Origin of the sequence: Halorussus limi, assembly GCF_023238205.1 — an archaeon.
Lineage (GTDB): Archaea > Halobacteriota > Halobacteria > Halobacteriales > Haladaptataceae > Halorussus > Halorussus limi.
The window spans coordinates 2,847,065-2,862,102 of sequence record NZ_CP096659.1 but is presented as its reverse complement, the minus strand read 5'-3'; the positions used below and the strand labels follow the sequence as shown (position 1 = coordinate 2,862,102).

The window sequence follows — 15,038 nt, the reverse complement described above, 5'->3', positions numbered from 1 at the left end:
TACGAAATTTGGCAACGAGACCTAAGTTTCCAGACCCCGACTCTGTTTACGGTGGGAAATATGGCAGACGACAGGACAAGTAACACGAACGTAGACCGCGACGGCGAAACGAACGTCACGACCGACCGCAGCACGATTCGGACGTGGATAGAGGACAGCGGGTACAAGCCCGCGTACCGGACGAGCGACTCGGGCGAGCGAGAACCGCACGTCCACTACCCCGAGGACGACTCGACCGAGAACGTCGAAGAGGCCTCGTGGGACGAGTTCCACGAGCATCTCGAAGAGAACGAACTCGCGCTGGTCCGGCACGACGACCGGCAGAGCGAGGGCCGCGAGCAGTTCGAGTTCGTGGACCGGACCGAGGCCATCGAGCGCGCCACGCTCGAAGACGAGGAGGTCGAGCAGGCCCTGATGGAGGGCGAGACGGTCGAGACCGAGATTACCGAGACGAAGGTCATCGAGAAGACGGTCCGGGAGACCGAGACCATCGAGAGCAAGGTCGTGGACAGCGAAATCATCCGCGACGAGGTAATCGGCACCGAACTCATTCGGCGGGAAATCGTCGACATCCACATCGGCGAGGAGGAGCGCGGCATCGCCATCGTGGAGGACAGCGAGAGCACCGCGTGGGAGGAAGACGTCGAGGAAATCGACGTGACCGACCGCGAGGTCATCACGGTCGACGTGGACGAGACGCGCGAGGTCACGCGAGAACTCATCGAGCGAAAGACCGTCGAGAGTCGCGTCGTGGACCACGACGTAGAGGAGACCGAGACGCTCGAATCCGACACGCTGGAGAGTCGCGTCGACCTCGAGGGCGTCCAGCAGAACATCCTCGAGAGCGACCTCCTCGGCGGGGAAATCGTCACCGAGGACGCCATCGAGGGCGGTCACGTCGAGAGCGAGTTCACCGACGAGGGCGTCATCGAGACGCACCTCTACGAGCGGCGCATCGTCGAGGACGAAATCGTGGACCGCAAGCGTCTCACCTTCGAGTTCACCGACGAGGAACTCGTGAGTAGCGAGACCGTCGAGTCCGTCCTCGTGGAGACGATGCTCGTCGGTTCCGACGCGGCCGACGCGGACATCGAAGGCGAGCGCCTCGACGTGGAGGGCGTCCGGATAGACCGCGACGAGACCGCTACGAGCGTCACGACCGGTGCGGACGACGGAACCGCCACCGCGACCGCCGACGAGACCACCGCCGCCGAGAGCGGGACCACGATGGGCGACGAACCGACCGACGACGAGTCGGTCGCGAATGCGAGCGGGGACATGACCGACGACGAGACGATGGTCGGCCGCGAGATGGTCACGCTGGACGACCACGACGTCGGCAAGGACGTGCTGGACGCCAACGACGAGAAGGTCGGCGTCGTCACCGAGGTAGACGAGGACACGAACATGCTGTACGTCGACCCGAACCCCGGACTCGCCCAGCGAGTCAAGACCCGACTCGGGTGGGAAGGCCACGACGACGACGCCTACTCGGTCGACCCCGACCGCATCGACGAAATCGACGACGACCACGTCCGCTTGCGAAGCCTGTAGCGTTCGGGTCGATCGCGGTCGAGACGTTCGCGGTCGGCGCGAAGAACAACACTTACCTCTTTTGTCGGCACACTGGGCGACATGGCAATCCACAGCGACTGGGGAGACTGGCTCCCGCGGGCGGTCGAAGACGCCGACCCGGATGGAATCGCGGTCTGGTATCTGGGCTGTAACGGCTTCGTCCTGAAGGCCGAGGACACGACCGTCTTCGTCGACCCGTACCTCGGGACCGGTGACCCGCCGCGCACGGTCCGGATGGTCCCGGTACCGTTCGACCCCGCTGACGTGGGGGAAGCCGACGCGATTCTGGCCACCCACGAACACACCGACCACGTCCACGGCCCGAGTCAGGCACCGATTCTCGAATCGACCGGCGCGACCTTCCACGCGCCCGACGACAGCCTCGCGGTCGCGCGCGACGACGAAAACTGGACCGACGAGTGGGACGTAGACGACAGCCAACTGGCGGAAGTCGAGGAGGGCGACACCTTCGAGGTCGGCGCGTTCACCGTCCACGTCGAACCGGCCCACGACCCCGACGCGACCCACCCGGTCAGCTACGTCGTGGAGTACGACGGCCGGACGTTCTTCCACGGCGGCGACACCAAGCCCAGCGACGAGTTCGCCCGCGTCGGCGACGAGTACGACATCGACCTCGGCGTGCTGGCGTTCGGGAGCGTCGGCCGGATTCCGGACAAGGAGACCCGCGAACCGAAGCGCACGCGGTGGTACAACGACGAGAATCAGGCGGTCGAGGCGGCCAGCGACCTCCAGTTCGAGCGCTTCCTCCCGAGCCACTGGGACATGTGGAAGGGTCTGACCGCCGACCCGACCGCGCTCCACGGCCACGCCCGGAGTTTCGACTCCCCCGAGAGATTGGAAATCGCGGAAATCGGCGACCGCGTGAACATTTAAGGCCGGGTTCGTTTTTCGTGTGAGGCGTGACGACTTTTCGTAGAACGTCATCAGAGCAATCGGAAACGCGACGAGGCTAGCTTCAGGTTCGAACGAGAGAGTCTGTCGCGGCCGTACGGCACCGCGACCGCACGCGCCGAAGCGGAGAGTCGCCCATCTAGACACATCCGAAAGCAATATTCTTCATTCCAAAACGGCTATATAGGTTTTTTTCACCGTCGGGAAACGCCCTGCCAGCGCGCAGAGACTTTAAATCTGAAGACGGGACGAAGCCCACCCGGACGCCTCGCGCGGTCGCGGGCGACGTACCCGAACCGACAGTCCGACTAACCCGAGAGGGCTGAGCTACTTCGAGAGATTCGGAGTCGCCGCTACAGACAGCAGAGCGACGCCACGCCCGAAGGTATCCGGCCGCCCTCGACCCACTCGCCGGACGACCGGAACATCACGCCGCCGTCGTTCGTGCCCGCGACGACGCGGCCGTCGTCGTCGGCCCACGAGAGGACGACTTCCTCGGGCTGGCCCGGATAGGGGACCGATTCGAGGGTATCGCCGTCGTTCTCGGACTCGAAGAGCGCAGCGTCCGCGCCGCGATCGCCCTTCCACGTGCCGGGCGACGACCGGGCCGCCGCGGCGTAGAGCGTGCCGTCGTGCGCGAACGCCTCCCGGAAGTACGTGTGGTCCGCCCCGTCGTCGAGTCGGACCCAACTCTCGCCAGCGTCGCGGGTCCGGTAGAGACCCCCGCCGCAGGAGGCGACGTAGTGGTCCGGACCGCGCACGAGGACGTGGTGCACGTCGTCGTGGACGCCCGAGCGTCGCTCGGTCCACGTCTCGCCCCCGTCGTCGCTGACGTGGACGCCGCCCACCTCGACGCCCGCGATTACTCGCTCGGGCGCGTCGGGGTGCGCGCCGAGGCTCCGGACGTGGGCCTCGTCGCGGTGGCGCGGCGTGTGCCACTGGTCGCGCGACGGCAGGTCCTGCAACCCGGTTAGCTCTTGCCACGTCGTTCCGTCGGACACGTCCGACGACGTTCGCGAACCGTCGGTTCGCTCGCCTCCGCCGTCTTCGGAGACGTACAGGTGCGCGGGGTGGGTGCCCGCGTACAGGCGCTCGCCCGCGGGGTCACCCAACACCGAGTACACCTCCTCGCGGGGCACGTCCAGATTCGTCCACGAGTCGCCGCGGTCGGTCGAGCGGTACAACCCCGACTTCGTCGCGGCGAACACGCCGTCCCAGCCCTCGAACCGCCGGACGCGCAGGACTCGGTCCGAGTCCAGCACTCGCTCGGCCGAATCGAAGCGGGGTCCGTCGGCCCGGTAGACGCCGTCGTAGGTTCCTGCGAGTAACATAGTCGCCGGTACGCCGGGCGTAGTCAAATAGGTACACCCTGCCCACGTGCGAGCAGGAATTTCACCGACGACGGCGTGTGATTTATATGCCCATTGTGGGATGTGAACCGTATGAGTGACAGCATGACCGAGGTGGTGACGACGAGCGAGAGCGGCGTCGTCGTAGAGAAGTCTTTCGAGGGCGAGGAGTTCGCGGTCCCCGCTATCAAATTCGTCGTCCGCTCGGAGCGCGACGAGCGCGCGACGCTCCGGCTAGCCGACGACATCCCGGAGGAGTTTCCGATGGACAACGTCGGGTTCCACCCCGACTACGAGAACGACAACTGGACGGCGTACAAGGACCACCGAGTGCAGTTCGAGCGCGACCTCGACGCCGGCGAGGAACTGGTGACCGTCTACGGCGTCCGACTCGCCGACGACGACGACCCCTCGTCCTTCCTCGGGACCCCGAGCATCGAGGAGGTCACGCCGGTCGGGGTCGACTCCGGCGAGACCGACGCCGAGGAAGTCGAAACGGTCGGCGGGAGTGACGACGCCACCGCTGACGGCCCGGACCTTGACGGCGAAGTCGGCGGACCGGACGGCAACACCATCACGGACATCGTCTCCGAGGAGGACAGCCAACTCGTCCGCGACGTGGTGGCCGGCGAGGAGGACCTCGGACTGGACGAGGAAGACGACCCGCTGGCGGTAGGCGACGAGGACCCGCTCGCCGAGGCGGACGAGGGAGACGATCCGTTGGCAGTGGGCGACGAGGACCCGCTTGCCGAAACGGACGACGATCCGCTCGCCGAAGCGGACGACGACCCTCTCGACGATTCGCCCGACACGGGGGCCGAGGAGGGCGACGACTCCGAGAGCTTCCTCGAACCCGAGTCCGAGGAAGTCGCCGACGAGGCGACCGCGGACGAATCGCTGGACCTCGGCGACGAGGGGGCCGACGAAGAAGAGGACGAAGCGCTCGAAACCGATGAACTCGGAGACGAGGAGGGAGTTACGGACGAGGGACCGGCGGACGAAGTCGCCGCGGACGAGGAGTCCGACGACGCCGCGCGCGACGAGACCGACGCCGAGGACCCGACGCCGCCCTCCGAGATCGCCGACGAGACGGCGACCGCCGCGGCCGAACCGTCCCCACCGAGTCCCGGGAGCGTCGCGGCCGCGCTCGCCGACGAGATTCGCGCCGGGGAGGTCTCCGACGAGGACCTGACCGCCATCCAGCGCGAGTTGGACGTCGAAACCCCCGAGAGTACCAACGTCCGCATCCGTCACCTCCAGTCGCGCGTCGAGGACCTCTCGGCCTACACCGAGGCGCTGGAGGAGTTCATCGACGAGAACGGGGTCGCCGAGGACATCTTCGGCGACTTCGAGGACGACCTCGCCCGGATTCGGGCCGACGTGGACGCCTTCGAGGACGAGGTGCAGGCCGTCCGGACCGAGACCGACGAGCGAGTCGAGGACCTCGGCGGTGACCTCTCGGCGGTCGAGTCCGAGGTGGAGGCCTTCGAGGACGACCTCGACCGCGTCGAGAGCGAACTCCGAGACGTAGAGAGCGACCTGCGCAGCGACCTCCGAGAGTTCAAGGCGGACTTCCGCGAGGACGTTTCGGACCTCGAAGCCGACGTCGAGGAACTCGGCGGCGACGTCGAGGCCGTCGAGGACCTCCGCGAGGAGGTCGCCGAAATCGAGGCCCTCCGCGACGACGTGGACGAGTTGGAGACGCTGCGCGGAGACGTCGCGGAACTGGAGACCCTGCGAGAAGACGTCGCGGAACTCGAAGTGCTCCGAGAGGACGTCGAAGCGCTCGACGACCTCCGTGGCGAGGTCGAAGCCCTCGAAGCCGAACTCGACGAGGCGGGCGACTTCGGCGAAGAGTTCGAGACGCTCGAAACGCAACTCGACGAACTCGAAGAACTCGTCGGCGCGAACACCGAGGACGTGACCTCGGTCAGCGCCGAAATCGAGTCCGTCACCGACGAACTGCAGGGCGTCCGGGAGGAACTGGACGACGTGAGCGACGTGACCGACGCGGTCGAGAGCGTCTCGGAGGAGGTCGAGTCGCTGTCCGACGACCTCGACGCGCTGGAGGAGAACCTCACGGCCCGCGTCGAGAGCGTCGAGGCCGACATCGCCGACATCCGCGACGAAATCGAGGGCATTCAGGAGTGGCGCGAACGGATTAACGACGTGTTCGGCAACTAGTCACGGTTGGTTTTATGCTTCTTCCGCCGGATGTATCGGCAGTGTCCCGCTACGCCGTCTCGCTCGAACGGTGGTCGGTCGCCGGACTCGGCGGCGGTCTGTTCGCGGTCTCGGCTAGCTACTTCGCCGTCGGCGGAGAACTGCTCTCGGCGGAGTTCGTCCGGTTCGCCGTCCCCATCGCGCTCTCGCTGTTCGTCGTCGCGCTGGGCGTCTGGCTCGGGACCGCCGAGTTCCGGGCCGGATTCGTGAGCGGCGTCTTCCTGTGGAGCCTCGCGGGCGGCGTCGTCATGGGCCTGCTCGCCGGTTGGATTTCGGTCCTCCAGTCGGTCGAGGGCCGACGCGTGCTCCAACCCGCGTCGGTCGTGCTGACCACGGTCGGCGTCGGCGCGCTCGGCGGTGGCCTGCTGGGGGTCTACCACGGCCGACTCCGGCGGCGCACCGACGAGTTGGCCGAACAGCGCAACAGACTGGACGAGTTCGCCAGTATCGTCTCCCACGACCTCCGGAACCCGATGAACGTCGCGCAGGGCCACCTCGAACTCGCTCGCGAGACGGGCGACGAGAAACACTTCGAGGCGGTCGAGAGCGCCCACGACCGGATGGAACGACTGGTGGACGAGGTGCTGGCGCTCTCGCGGCACGGCGAGACCGTGGACGACCTCTCGCCGGTCGGACTGGACGCCATCGCCCGAGACGCGTGGAGTACCGTCGAGACCCCCGAGATGGACCTCCGGGTCAGAACCGACCGGCGAGTCGTCTCCGACCGCCGGCGAATCCGCGCTCTCTTCGAGAACCTGTTTCGGAACGCGGCCGAACACGGCGGCGAGACGGTGGTCGTGGACGCGACCGAAGACGGCTTCTTCGTCGCGGACGACGGGCCGGGCATCCCGCCGGAGGACCGCGAACTCGTCTTCGAGGGCGGTTACTCGACCGCTCCGGACGGCACCGGGTTCGGTCTGGCCATCGTCCGCCGCATCGCGGAGGCCCACGACTGGCAGATTCGCGTCGGCGAGAGCGAGTCGGGCGGCGCGCGCGTCGAGTTCTCGGGCGTCGCCGGCGAGTGACCGGCGCGTTTCGACCGTTCTTCTTCGCGCCCGAGGCCGACCGTTCGGCGGTTCCGGTCGCCGTTTCGGACCGGAGTTCGGACCTGCCACCGCGTCGCACGAAGCGCAACGCGTTTACTCCCGGTTCTCCATTGTGCGAACAATGACCGACACGATTGCGGTGGCAGTGCCGCGCAAGGGGCGACCGCTGGAGGCCGTCCTCCAGCGAGTCGCCGCGGAGGCCGACGCCGAGGGAGTCGCCGACGAGATTATCTCGACGCTCCGCTACGAGAAGGCCGTCACGAAGGGCGACCAGACGCCCGACCGGAACGCCTACGAGCGTCTCGCCGAGTACAGCCACCTCGACGACCCCGAGAGGCCGGACTTCACGCTCCTGCGCGACGACCGGGCGGGCAAGCCCCGGCGCATCGTCTTCGACAGCGTCGACGTCCCCGCGGGCGACGTGAACCTCCGACTGGTCGGGCGCGAGGAACCCTTCCGGTCGCTGCGCAAGCACGACTTCGCGCTCGGGTTCGACAGCGCCGACCTCGTGTTGGAGGAAGTCGTGGAACTCCGCCCGGACCCGCTCTCGCGCATCGCCGACGTGAACGCCCGCATCGACCCCCACGACACCGACGTTCGCGTGGTCGCCGGAATGGGCGACACGGTGTACCACACGCTGATGGCGACGCCCGAGACGCTCCCGCAGGGCGACCGGCCGACCCGCGAGTTCCTGCGCGACTACGAGGGCGAACTCTGTATCTCGCCCCGATACGAGCGACTGGTCGAGGCCGTCATCGGCACGCGCAACAGCGAGACGCTCGACTTCGCGTACCCCGACGAGGACGAGGAGGAGGAGGCCGCTATCGCCGACACCGGCGCCGGCGTCTACCTGACCGTGACCGGTTCGACCGCGCGCGAACACGGTCTGGTCGTCGGCGAGGAACTGTTCCCGAGCGAGACGGTCCTGATGGAGAACTACGAGGAGAGCGACGCCGTCGCGGAGAGAGTGAAGGAGATGTTCGCGCGCGCCGAGACCGAGACCGCGATGGCGATTTACTGACTTCTCTCCGTACTCGCTGGTAACCAGTCTTCCTGCCGGATGAATATATCATTATGGAGTTTACTTCTGGACCTACTATCGAGATGAGACGTTCTGTCTGTTTTTCGTAGCGTTGTGGGTCGAAAGCGCCAGTGACCGGATATCGGATACACTCGCCGGACACTACCGGCGGTTCCGGGACAACGACGACGCGATTTCTACGTGCAGGTGAAACGAGTACCGCGGAGTCCATCTGGTCTGATTCTGAACTCCACCACCACGCGCCGTCAACGTCTCGTCGCACCGACGATTATCGCTGTCGCAGATGACCTTCTCGTTCGTAGCGAGTATTCGGTTCTGGTCACGGAGAGCCAGCCGGCGGCACACCTGCGACTCGCCACCGTAGACGTGCACCCCGACAGGAGAACGGACCACGTTCGTCACCGACCACTAGACGACACTGCCCGTCGATGACTCTCCGAGAATCAGCCAGATTGTGGATAAAAACGTGCCCCTTCTGTCTCTGTGAATTCGTGTAATGCACGGCTAATTTCTGGTCACAACTACGGCAATGAATGAGTAATCTCTCTAGGTAGTACTGCCTAGAGCTCATTTCTAATCTCCCCATCTAGGACTGTCATACGATTTATCTCCCTGGAGAGTACCGTCATTCGGCACATATTCAGTACCGTCTCGGAAGATAAAGTTCCTTATCTGTCTGTCTGGGACAGATTCATATGGGAGGGGTGTGACCGGCCAAACGACCGATGAGCGACGACGCCGACACCGACCGAGCGGTCGTGAAGACGTTCGTGCCGACATATCAGAAAGATGAGTGGAAACGGCACGCCGACGACCTCGACATGAGTCAGAGCGAGTTCGTCAGAACGATGGTACAGGCCGGGAGACGCGGGTTCGGCCTCGAATCGGGGGCCGGAGAGTCGGCGAACCGCGCGGAAGGGCCTTCTGACGCCCCCGACCCCAGGGGTGACGGTCTCGAAACCCGCCTCCTCGACCTCCTGAATTCCGACGAGTATCTGTCGTGGGACCGACTCGTCGAGGAGTTGGCTGGCGACTTCGAGGACCGACTGGAGGAGACGCTCCAAGAACTGCAAAACGAGAACCGAGTTCAGTACAGCGGCCGCCGCGGCGGATACACGGTGACGAACGATGGCGAGTAGCGGGACCACCGGCGACGCCGACCCCGAGGACCCCGTGGGCTACTTCATCGAGGACCTCCGCTTCCACGGGAAGAGCGAGCGGACTCGCGAGGCCTACGAGCGCGTTCTCCGTGAGTTCGAGGCGTTCGTGGGCGACCCCGACCGCAACCCCGGAGGCCAGTCACTCTCGCCCGGAGAGGCGAGTCAACGCGAGTGTATGGCGTGGGTCCACAGCCTCCGGGACGACCTCGCCGAGAGCACCGTCGCCACCTACGCCTCCTACCTCCATCGGTTCTACGATTACATGACGCAGGTCGGCGCGTTCGACTCGAATCCGATGGCGCTCGTGGTCGAGGAGATGAACGAGTCCATCGACAAGGACCCGACTCGCCGGGAGATTTCGATTCCGCAGATGCGGTCGTTCGTCGCGGGCGTCACCCATCCGCTGGAGCGGGCCGTCGTCGTCGCGCTCCTGAAGACGGGGATGCGGGTCGGCGAACTCTGTAACCTCGATTTGCGGGACCTCCGACTCACGGGAGAGGCCGGTGACGCGTACCGACTCGGAACCCGGCCGCAACTCGACGGGCGGGGCGACTCGCTGTTCGTCACCGCCGACGCCGCCCGCGGAACGGTCGTCAACGGCGAGGAGCGCGACGCGGCGAACAAGCGCAAGCGGGCCACCGTGATTCCGGTGGACGCCGAGCTCGCGGGGGTCTTGACCCGGTGGCTCGCGGTCCGCCCCGACGCCCGTTCGGCGGCCGAACCGCTCTTCGTCAGCACCGGCAGGAAGTGGGGCCGCCGTCTCACGCCCCAGATGGTCCGGAACGTCGTGGAGACCCACGCCAGCGAGGCGGGGTGGTACCGACGCGGCGGCGGCGCAGAGGAGAACGTGACGCCCCACTACTTCCGGCACTTCTTCACCACCCACCTCCGGGACCGGACGGGCGACCGGGGCATCGTGAAGTACCTGCGCGGGGACGTGGCCGACGACATCATCGACACCTACACCCACAATTGGGGCGACAGGGTTCGAGAGGTCTACGAGCGCCACATCTACTCGCTGCTCTAACGGCGCGACGGGTTCGCACCGGGTCAGTTGCCACACCGGAGCGTGTGACCTTCCTCGGTCTCCTCGTAGGTCGGACGCGGGTCGAGTTCGATGACGGCCACCACGTCGTTGAAGTCGCCGCTCGCGAGCGACTCGTTGAGTTCGAAGACGGCGACGAACTCGTTGTCCGAGAGGTTCAGATTGCCGCTCCCGTCGATTCGGTTCCGGAGGAGGTCCTGCAAGTCGTCCTGATGGGGGCTCGACTCGCCCCATGTGGGCACGCTGTCGCCGTCGCGGAGGATTTCGACGTTGTCCTCGCTCGGGTCGCTGCTGTCGATGGTCCGCTCGTAGTCGTCCAGCGGAACGTGGGCCTCCTCGTACTGGGTGCCCGCGTAGGAACGCGTCGAGCCTTCGCCGATAATCTCCGAGTCGTCGCCGCCGAAGACGTAGGACTTCATCTCGACGGTCACGTTCGCTTCCGCCGGAATGCGGTCGGTTTCGTAGGTCATCGGGAACGAGTAGACCGGATTGTTGATGTCGTCGTCGGTCGTGTCCGTGAGCGCGTCGTTCGGGTCGCCGTCGGGGAACGGCGTCAGGGTGCGCGCGGTGTTCGGTCCCGAGACCACGATGCGCGACTCGACGGGCCAGTAGAGGTAGTAGTCGGTCCCGTCGTGGTTTTCGAGCGTCGCGTACCCGCTTCCGGGAATCGTCACCGTCGCCTCGTAGGGCACGTCCGACTTGACCGCGTTGTCGACCACCTCGAAGGAGGCGTTTCGCTCGATGCGAATCGTCTGTTCGGCGACCGGTTTGCCGGTCGGTTCGTGATAGACGTCGACGGTGGCCTCGTCGGCCGACGACGAACAGAGGTCCGCGCCCGTGAGGTTGAACCGCGTCGCGTCCCCGCCCGAGAGCGCACCGCCGGTCTCGATTTCGGGGTTCACGACCCGTCGGTCGCCCGCGCGGACGACCACCTTCAGGTTCTGCGGGTCGATGGTCTCGCCGCCCCCGTGGCGGAGAATCATGTACTGGTTGGTCGCGCCGGTCTGTTGGTCGACGGTAGCTTCGAATCCGACGGTCGTCGCGGCCTGCGGCGCGACCCCCGACGGTCGGACGCCCCCGACCGCTGCGAAGAAGACCACCGCGAGCGCGACCACGACGACGACTAACAGCGCGACGCCCACCACCGGACTTATCGACCGAGTACCGAATCGCATCGTCCCTGATTACATCCCTATTCCTTGGGTAATAAATACACTTTCGCTAGTTAGTCGTCTGAATTCTGGGTTGGCGGACGTCGCCAGTTTACGGGGATGCCTCCAACGGCGTCTAGTGGCGAATCTGCGAGTGGTGGGCCGGTACAGGTCGGAGGGAGTCGGCCGGCCGACGGTGGTCTGAATCGTGGTGGTTGAGCAGTCGATTTCCGGGACCCCAATACTTGACATTCCACATACCTATTTTCGAAATGTTGTTTCCGGCGTCTCGAACGAGACTTATGAACTGAATGGCGCTATATCGAATTAGTGGATTAGCCGGGCCACAGATTCGGCGTTTGGATTTCTAAAAATTCCCGGTCAGGTCGTCTCTCCGGCGAATAGAGAGGTGTGAATATGCGGTCGGGGTCGAGCAGACAGAAACTCGGTAAGCGAGGCGCAATCGTCAATACCCTCGACCACGTTATGTGGTAGACATGCGCATGGAGTTGCGGGTGTGTAAGCAGTGTTACGAGGGAACTCACGGTAATCCCCAGAAGACCGCCGTCACACAGGACATGGTCGCGCTGGCCGAGCGCATCCGGGAGTACAAGGACCTCATCGGCATCGACTCGCTGTACATCACCCGCGTCGCCGAGGGCGACCCCGGCGGCGAGGAGGTACTGCCGGCCATCGTCGCCAGCATCGAGAACGACCAGATTCAGCTCTCGGACACCCAACTCGTGATGGAGGACGACCAGCAGAACATGCTGGTGTATCCGGAACCCGAGGACATTCTGGAGGTGCTGACCCGAAACGTGGACCAAGTCAGCCAGCAGACCCGCCAAGACGTGGCCGTCGAACTGTCCGAGGAGGCCGCCGAGTTGGTCGGGTGAGTCGCTCTCCGGTGGAGAAAAATACGACGGTGCGTGTCCGGGTTCGGAGCGAGGGTGAGCGAGGAGCGTTCAGTCGTCGCTCGCGTCCGCGACGGGTCGCTCCCGGCGCTCTTCGAGTTGCGCCTCGTAGCGCTTCCTGAGGACGTTGCCGTACATCGAGAGGACGAGTCCGACGAACAGCACGAGGACGCCGACGTTGATGCCGACCGTGAGCAGGGCGTTGGTCGGGCCGCCGCCGACGGCGAGTTCGCGCGGCACCGGATACCCCTCGTCGAAGATGCTCCCGACGAGGACGCTCACGATACCGACGACGGTGAGCGCGCCCATCAGGTTCGCGGCCCAACTCCAGTTGCTCGACAGTATCAGTTGCTCGATGCCGGTTCCCTCGTACTCGCGCTCGACAGCCTCCTCCTCGACGGCCACCTCGTCTTCGACCACGCGGCCCTCCTCGTCGGTGACGACTTCCTCCTCTACGACCTCGTGTTCCACCGCGACTTCCGTGTCGGCGTGGGTCTCCGGCGTGAGGTCCTTCGGGACGAACGCCTTGAGTTCGACCGGGAAGAACGCCGGGTGGAAGCCGTGTTCGAAGATGTGGAACATCACGCCCATCAGCATGATGACCCCGAGCAGACCGTGGAAGGTGACGAACGCCGCCGCGGCGGTCTTCGTGGCGAAGTACTGCATCAGGCCGACCTTGCTCCAGATGAGCAGGCCCGAAATCATCAGCAGGACCAACTCTATCGAGAAGATGAACACGACGCCCTTCCCGACGTAGCTCAGCAGGGGCACCTCGTCGGCGGTGTAGCCCGCGAACTGGCGGGCGTGAGGGTGGCGCTCGTCGGCCCGGCCGAGCGCGAACTTCACGTCCTGAATCGCGGCGTCAACGTCCTTCTTCGACGGCATGGCCGACTTGACTCCCCGGCGACCGCCGGGCGTGAGAATAGTCAGCGTGAGCCAGAAGACGACGAGCGCGACGAGGACGAGGCCGGCGAGTCGGTGGACCGCCAGCACCCCCGTGTTGCCGCCCATCAGCGTGACCAGCCACCAGAGTTCGTCGTTGAACATCACGGCGTAGCCCGTGAAAAAGAGGGCGAACACGTCGAGCGCCAGCAGCGAGTGGAAGACGGTGGTCGTCCGCGAGAACTTCCCGTGGTCGAGGTTGGTCACGGGCCGTCACCTCCCTCGCCTCGCGCCTCGTCGTCCCTCTCCGGGTCGTGCGTCCTGCTGTCCGTCTCCAGGTCGCGTTCCCCGTCGGTTTCGGAGTCGCGCGCTCCCCCATCCGTCTCCGGGTTTCGCGCCCCGCCGTCGGTGGCGACGGTCTCGCCGGTCTCGCGCCGCGCCGGTCGACGCATCCGGGTCGAGAGTCGTCGGAAGATGGACCAGTGGAGGAACACCATCCCGAGGATGAACACCCCCATCAGCACGTCCGCGGCGTGGGTGATGGCGATGGCGGCGTCGAGAATCGGCACGGTGTTGCCGACCACCCAGTCGGTGCCGACGCCGCCGCCCGAGACGGTCGGCGCGACGCGGAACAGCGACTCGTAGAACGTCGCCCACCCGAACCACCCGGAGGCCCAGAGGTACGCGAGCGCGGTCGCGACCAGCGCGACCAGAGCCGAGACGGCGATGGCCGCGGCATCTGAGAGACCGCCGCCGTCGTCGCTGCCGGTCTCGTCGGGGTCCTCCGGGTCGTCGGGAGCGGTTCGGGTCTCCGCGGCGCTGGCGTCGGCCGTCCCTACCGGGTCGGTGCCGGTCGCTCGCTCGCCGCGGACCGACTCGACCTCGCCGTCGTCGCGGTCTTCGGTTCGACCGTCGCGACGCTCGGTCCGACCCTCGGGACGCTGGCCGCTCCCGTCGGAAATATTTTCCGTCGTTTGGCGATTCTTCTCCGTTCTTTTAGCCGTATTTTCATCCGTCTCCGGGTCCGCGGTGGTTCTCCGGTCGCCGTCGCGGTCGCTCATCCGCCGAACACCTCCGCATCGCCGCCGAAGATGATCTCCATCGCCACGTCGTTGAAGAACACGTCCGACCCGCGCCGGTCGAGTTCGTCGGCTATCTGGTCGGCGCTCCCGACGAGGATGGCGTCGGTCGAACACTCCTCGGCGCAGGCCGGTCCCTTGCCGGTCTCCGATTGGCGCTCCTCGCACATCGTACACTTGTCCATCACGCTGCCGCTACCGACTATCTGGGCGCTCCCGTCGTCGGCGTCGGGGAACTGCGGCGCGCCGAACGGACACGCCGACAGGCAGTACTGACACCCGACACAGAGGCTGTCGCGCACCTCCACGAAGCCGTCGCCCTGCTTGACCAGCGAGTCCGTCGGGCAGACCGACACGCACGGCGCGTTCTCGCAGTGGTAACACTGCATCGGGATGGACGTCTCGCCGGGTTTCTTGCCCTCTTGGAGCGCCCGTGCGCTGTTGGCGTTCAACCCCTCCGCGGCCTCTTGGCCCTCCATCATCGTGGCGACGCTGATTCGCTGTTCGTCTCGGGGCACGTCCCACGTGCGCTTGCACGCGACGACGCACCCGCCGCAGTCGATGCAGGCCTCCACGTCCGGGAAGATGCGCGCGCCCTCCCCGGTACTCATCACGCCCGACCGCATGACCTCCTTGCTCTGGTCCGCCTGACCCTGTGAT

Annotated in this window: 13 protein-coding genes; 8 read left to right on the top strand and 5 right to left on the bottom strand. The window is 65.9% G+C overall.

The annotated features are described in order from the left end of the window. Positions 1 to 60 precede the first annotated feature (60 nt). Together M0R89_RS14705 and M0R89_RS14700 are read left to right on the top strand one after the other, a co-directional pair. Positions 61 to 1,554, top strand: coding sequence for a DUF8593 domain-containing protein (locus M0R89_RS14705; RefSeq protein WP_248649836.1), 1,494 nt, complete (start codon positions 61 to 63; stop codon positions 1,552 to 1,554). Positions 1,555 to 1,635: 81 nt separating this feature from the next. Further along, the gene (locus tag M0R89_RS14700) at positions 1,636 to 2,469 is read left to right on the top strand and encodes an MBL fold metallo-hydrolase (protein WP_248649835.1); all 834 of its coding nucleotides are present in this window, start codon (positions 1,636 to 1,638) and stop codon (positions 2,467 to 2,469) included. Positions 2,470 to 2,840: 371 nt separating this feature from the next. Here the strand turns inward: M0R89_RS14700 and M0R89_RS14695 are convergent, their stop codons facing one another. Beyond that, the gene (locus tag M0R89_RS14695; protein ID WP_248649834.1) at positions 2,841 to 3,818 is read right to left on the bottom strand and encodes a WD40/YVTN/BNR-like repeat-containing protein; all 978 of its coding nucleotides are present in this window, start codon (positions 3,816 to 3,818) and stop codon (positions 2,841 to 2,843) included. Positions 3,819 to 3,929: 111 nt separating this feature from the next. Here M0R89_RS14695 and M0R89_RS14690 point away from each other — a divergent pair, with 111 nt between their 5' ends. From M0R89_RS14690 to M0R89_RS14670, 5 genes are all read left to right on the top strand, one after another. Further along, positions 3,930 to 6,020 (top strand): AAA family ATPase, encoded by a 2,091-nt coding sequence (locus M0R89_RS14690; RefSeq protein WP_248649833.1) that lies wholly within the window; start codon positions 3,930 to 3,932, stop codon positions 6,018 to 6,020. 41 nt (positions 6,021 to 6,061) lie between these two features. Further along, positions 6,062 to 7,084: a sensor histidine kinase gene (locus M0R89_RS14685; protein WP_248649832.1), complete on the top strand. Its 1,023-nt coding sequence runs from the start codon at positions 6,062 to 6,064 to the stop codon at positions 7,082 to 7,084. 142 nt (positions 7,085 to 7,226) lie between these two features. Next, a complete protein-coding gene (locus M0R89_RS14680; RefSeq protein ID WP_248649831.1) occupies positions 7,227 to 8,126 on the top strand; it encodes a phosphoribosyltransferase HisG-related protein in 900 nt (299 codons plus the stop codon). Positions 8,127 to 8,872: 746 nt separating this feature from the next. Continuing rightward, on the top strand, positions 8,873 to 9,286 hold the full coding sequence (locus tag M0R89_RS14675) for a DUF5805 domain-containing protein (RefSeq protein WP_248649830.1): 414 nt from the start codon (positions 8,873 to 8,875) through the stop codon (positions 9,284 to 9,286). Further along, positions 9,276 to 10,334 carry a tyrosine-type recombinase/integrase gene (locus tag M0R89_RS14670; RefSeq protein ID WP_248649829.1) on the top strand — a complete coding sequence of 353 codons (1,059 nt, stop codon included), beginning with the start codon at positions 9,276 to 9,278 and terminating at the stop codon, positions 10,332 to 10,334. The genes M0R89_RS14675 and M0R89_RS14670 overlap by 11 nt, the downstream gene beginning before the upstream one ends. Positions 10,335 to 10,357: 23 nt before the next feature. Here the strand turns inward: M0R89_RS14670 and M0R89_RS14665 are convergent, their stop codons facing one another. After that, positions 10,358 to 11,527 (bottom strand): archaellin/type IV pilin N-terminal domain-containing protein, encoded by a 1,170-nt coding sequence (locus M0R89_RS14665; protein WP_248649828.1) that lies wholly within the window; start codon positions 11,525 to 11,527, stop codon positions 10,358 to 10,360. A 473-nt stretch (positions 11,528 to 12,000) separates the two neighbouring features. Between M0R89_RS14665 and M0R89_RS14660 the strand changes: the two genes are divergently transcribed. Continuing rightward, positions 12,001 to 12,399, top strand: a complete 399-nt coding sequence (locus tag M0R89_RS14660) for a hypothetical protein (protein ID WP_248649827.1) — start codon at positions 12,001 to 12,003, stop codon at positions 12,397 to 12,399. A gap of 69 nt (positions 12,400 to 12,468) precedes the next feature. Here M0R89_RS14660 and M0R89_RS14655 read toward each other — a convergent pair whose 3' ends face one another. Genes M0R89_RS14655 through M0R89_RS14645 form a run of 3 tightly spaced genes read right to left on the bottom strand, consistent with a single transcriptional unit; the run spans position 12,469 to position 15,004 of the window. Continuing rightward, on the bottom strand, positions 12,469 to 13,566 hold the full coding sequence (locus M0R89_RS14655; protein ID WP_248649826.1) for a cytochrome b/b6 domain-containing protein: 1,098 nt from the start codon (positions 13,564 to 13,566) through the stop codon (positions 12,469 to 12,471). Further along, on the bottom strand, positions 13,563 to 14,360 hold the full coding sequence (locus tag M0R89_RS14650; RefSeq protein WP_248649825.1) for a hypothetical protein: 798 nt from the start codon (positions 14,358 to 14,360) through the stop codon (positions 13,563 to 13,565). The genes M0R89_RS14655 and M0R89_RS14650 overlap by 4 nt, the downstream gene beginning before the upstream one ends. After that, positions 14,357 to 15,004 carry a 4Fe-4S dicluster domain-containing protein gene (locus M0R89_RS14645; protein ID WP_368408878.1) on the bottom strand — a complete coding sequence of 216 codons (648 nt, stop codon included), beginning with the start codon at positions 15,002 to 15,004 and terminating at the stop codon, positions 14,357 to 14,359. The genes M0R89_RS14650 and M0R89_RS14645 overlap by 4 nt, the downstream gene beginning before the upstream one ends. Between the last annotated feature and the right edge of the window lie 34 nt (positions 15,005 to 15,038).

Coding starts and splice junctions, on each gene's coding strand:
- M0R89_RS14705 (WP_248649836.1), top strand. CDS start 61: ATGGCAGACGACAGGACAAGTAACACGAACGTAGACCGCGACGGCGAA.
- M0R89_RS14700 (WP_248649835.1), top strand. CDS start 1,636: ATGGCAATCCACAGCGACTGGGGAGACTGGCTCCCGCGGGCGGTCGAA.
- M0R89_RS14695 (WP_248649834.1), bottom strand. CDS start 3,818: ATGTTACTCGCAGGAACCTACGACGGCGTCTACCGGGCCGACGGACCC.
- M0R89_RS14690 (WP_248649833.1), top strand. CDS start 3,930: ATGAGTGACAGCATGACCGAGGTGGTGACGACGAGCGAGAGCGGCGTC.
- M0R89_RS14680 (WP_248649831.1), top strand. CDS start 7,227: ATGACCGACACGATTGCGGTGGCAGTGCCGCGCAAGGGGCGACCGCTG.
- M0R89_RS14675 (WP_248649830.1), top strand. CDS start 8,873: ATGAGCGACGACGCCGACACCGACCGAGCGGTCGTGAAGACGTTCGTG.
- M0R89_RS14670 (WP_248649829.1), top strand. CDS start 9,276: ATGGCGAGTAGCGGGACCACCGGCGACGCCGACCCCGAGGACCCCGTG.
- M0R89_RS14665 (WP_248649828.1), bottom strand. CDS start 11,527: ATGCGATTCGGTACTCGGTCGATAAGTCCGGTGGTGGGCGTCGCGCTG.
- M0R89_RS14660 (WP_248649827.1), top strand. CDS start 12,001: ATGCGCATGGAGTTGCGGGTGTGTAAGCAGTGTTACGAGGGAACTCAC.
- M0R89_RS14650 (WP_248649825.1), bottom strand. CDS start 14,360: ATGAGCGACCGCGACGGCGACCGGAGAACCACCGCGGACCCGGAGACG.
- M0R89_RS14645 (WP_368408878.1), bottom strand. CDS start 15,004: ATGCGGTCGGGCGTGATGAGTACCGGGGAGGGCGCGCGCATCTTCCCG.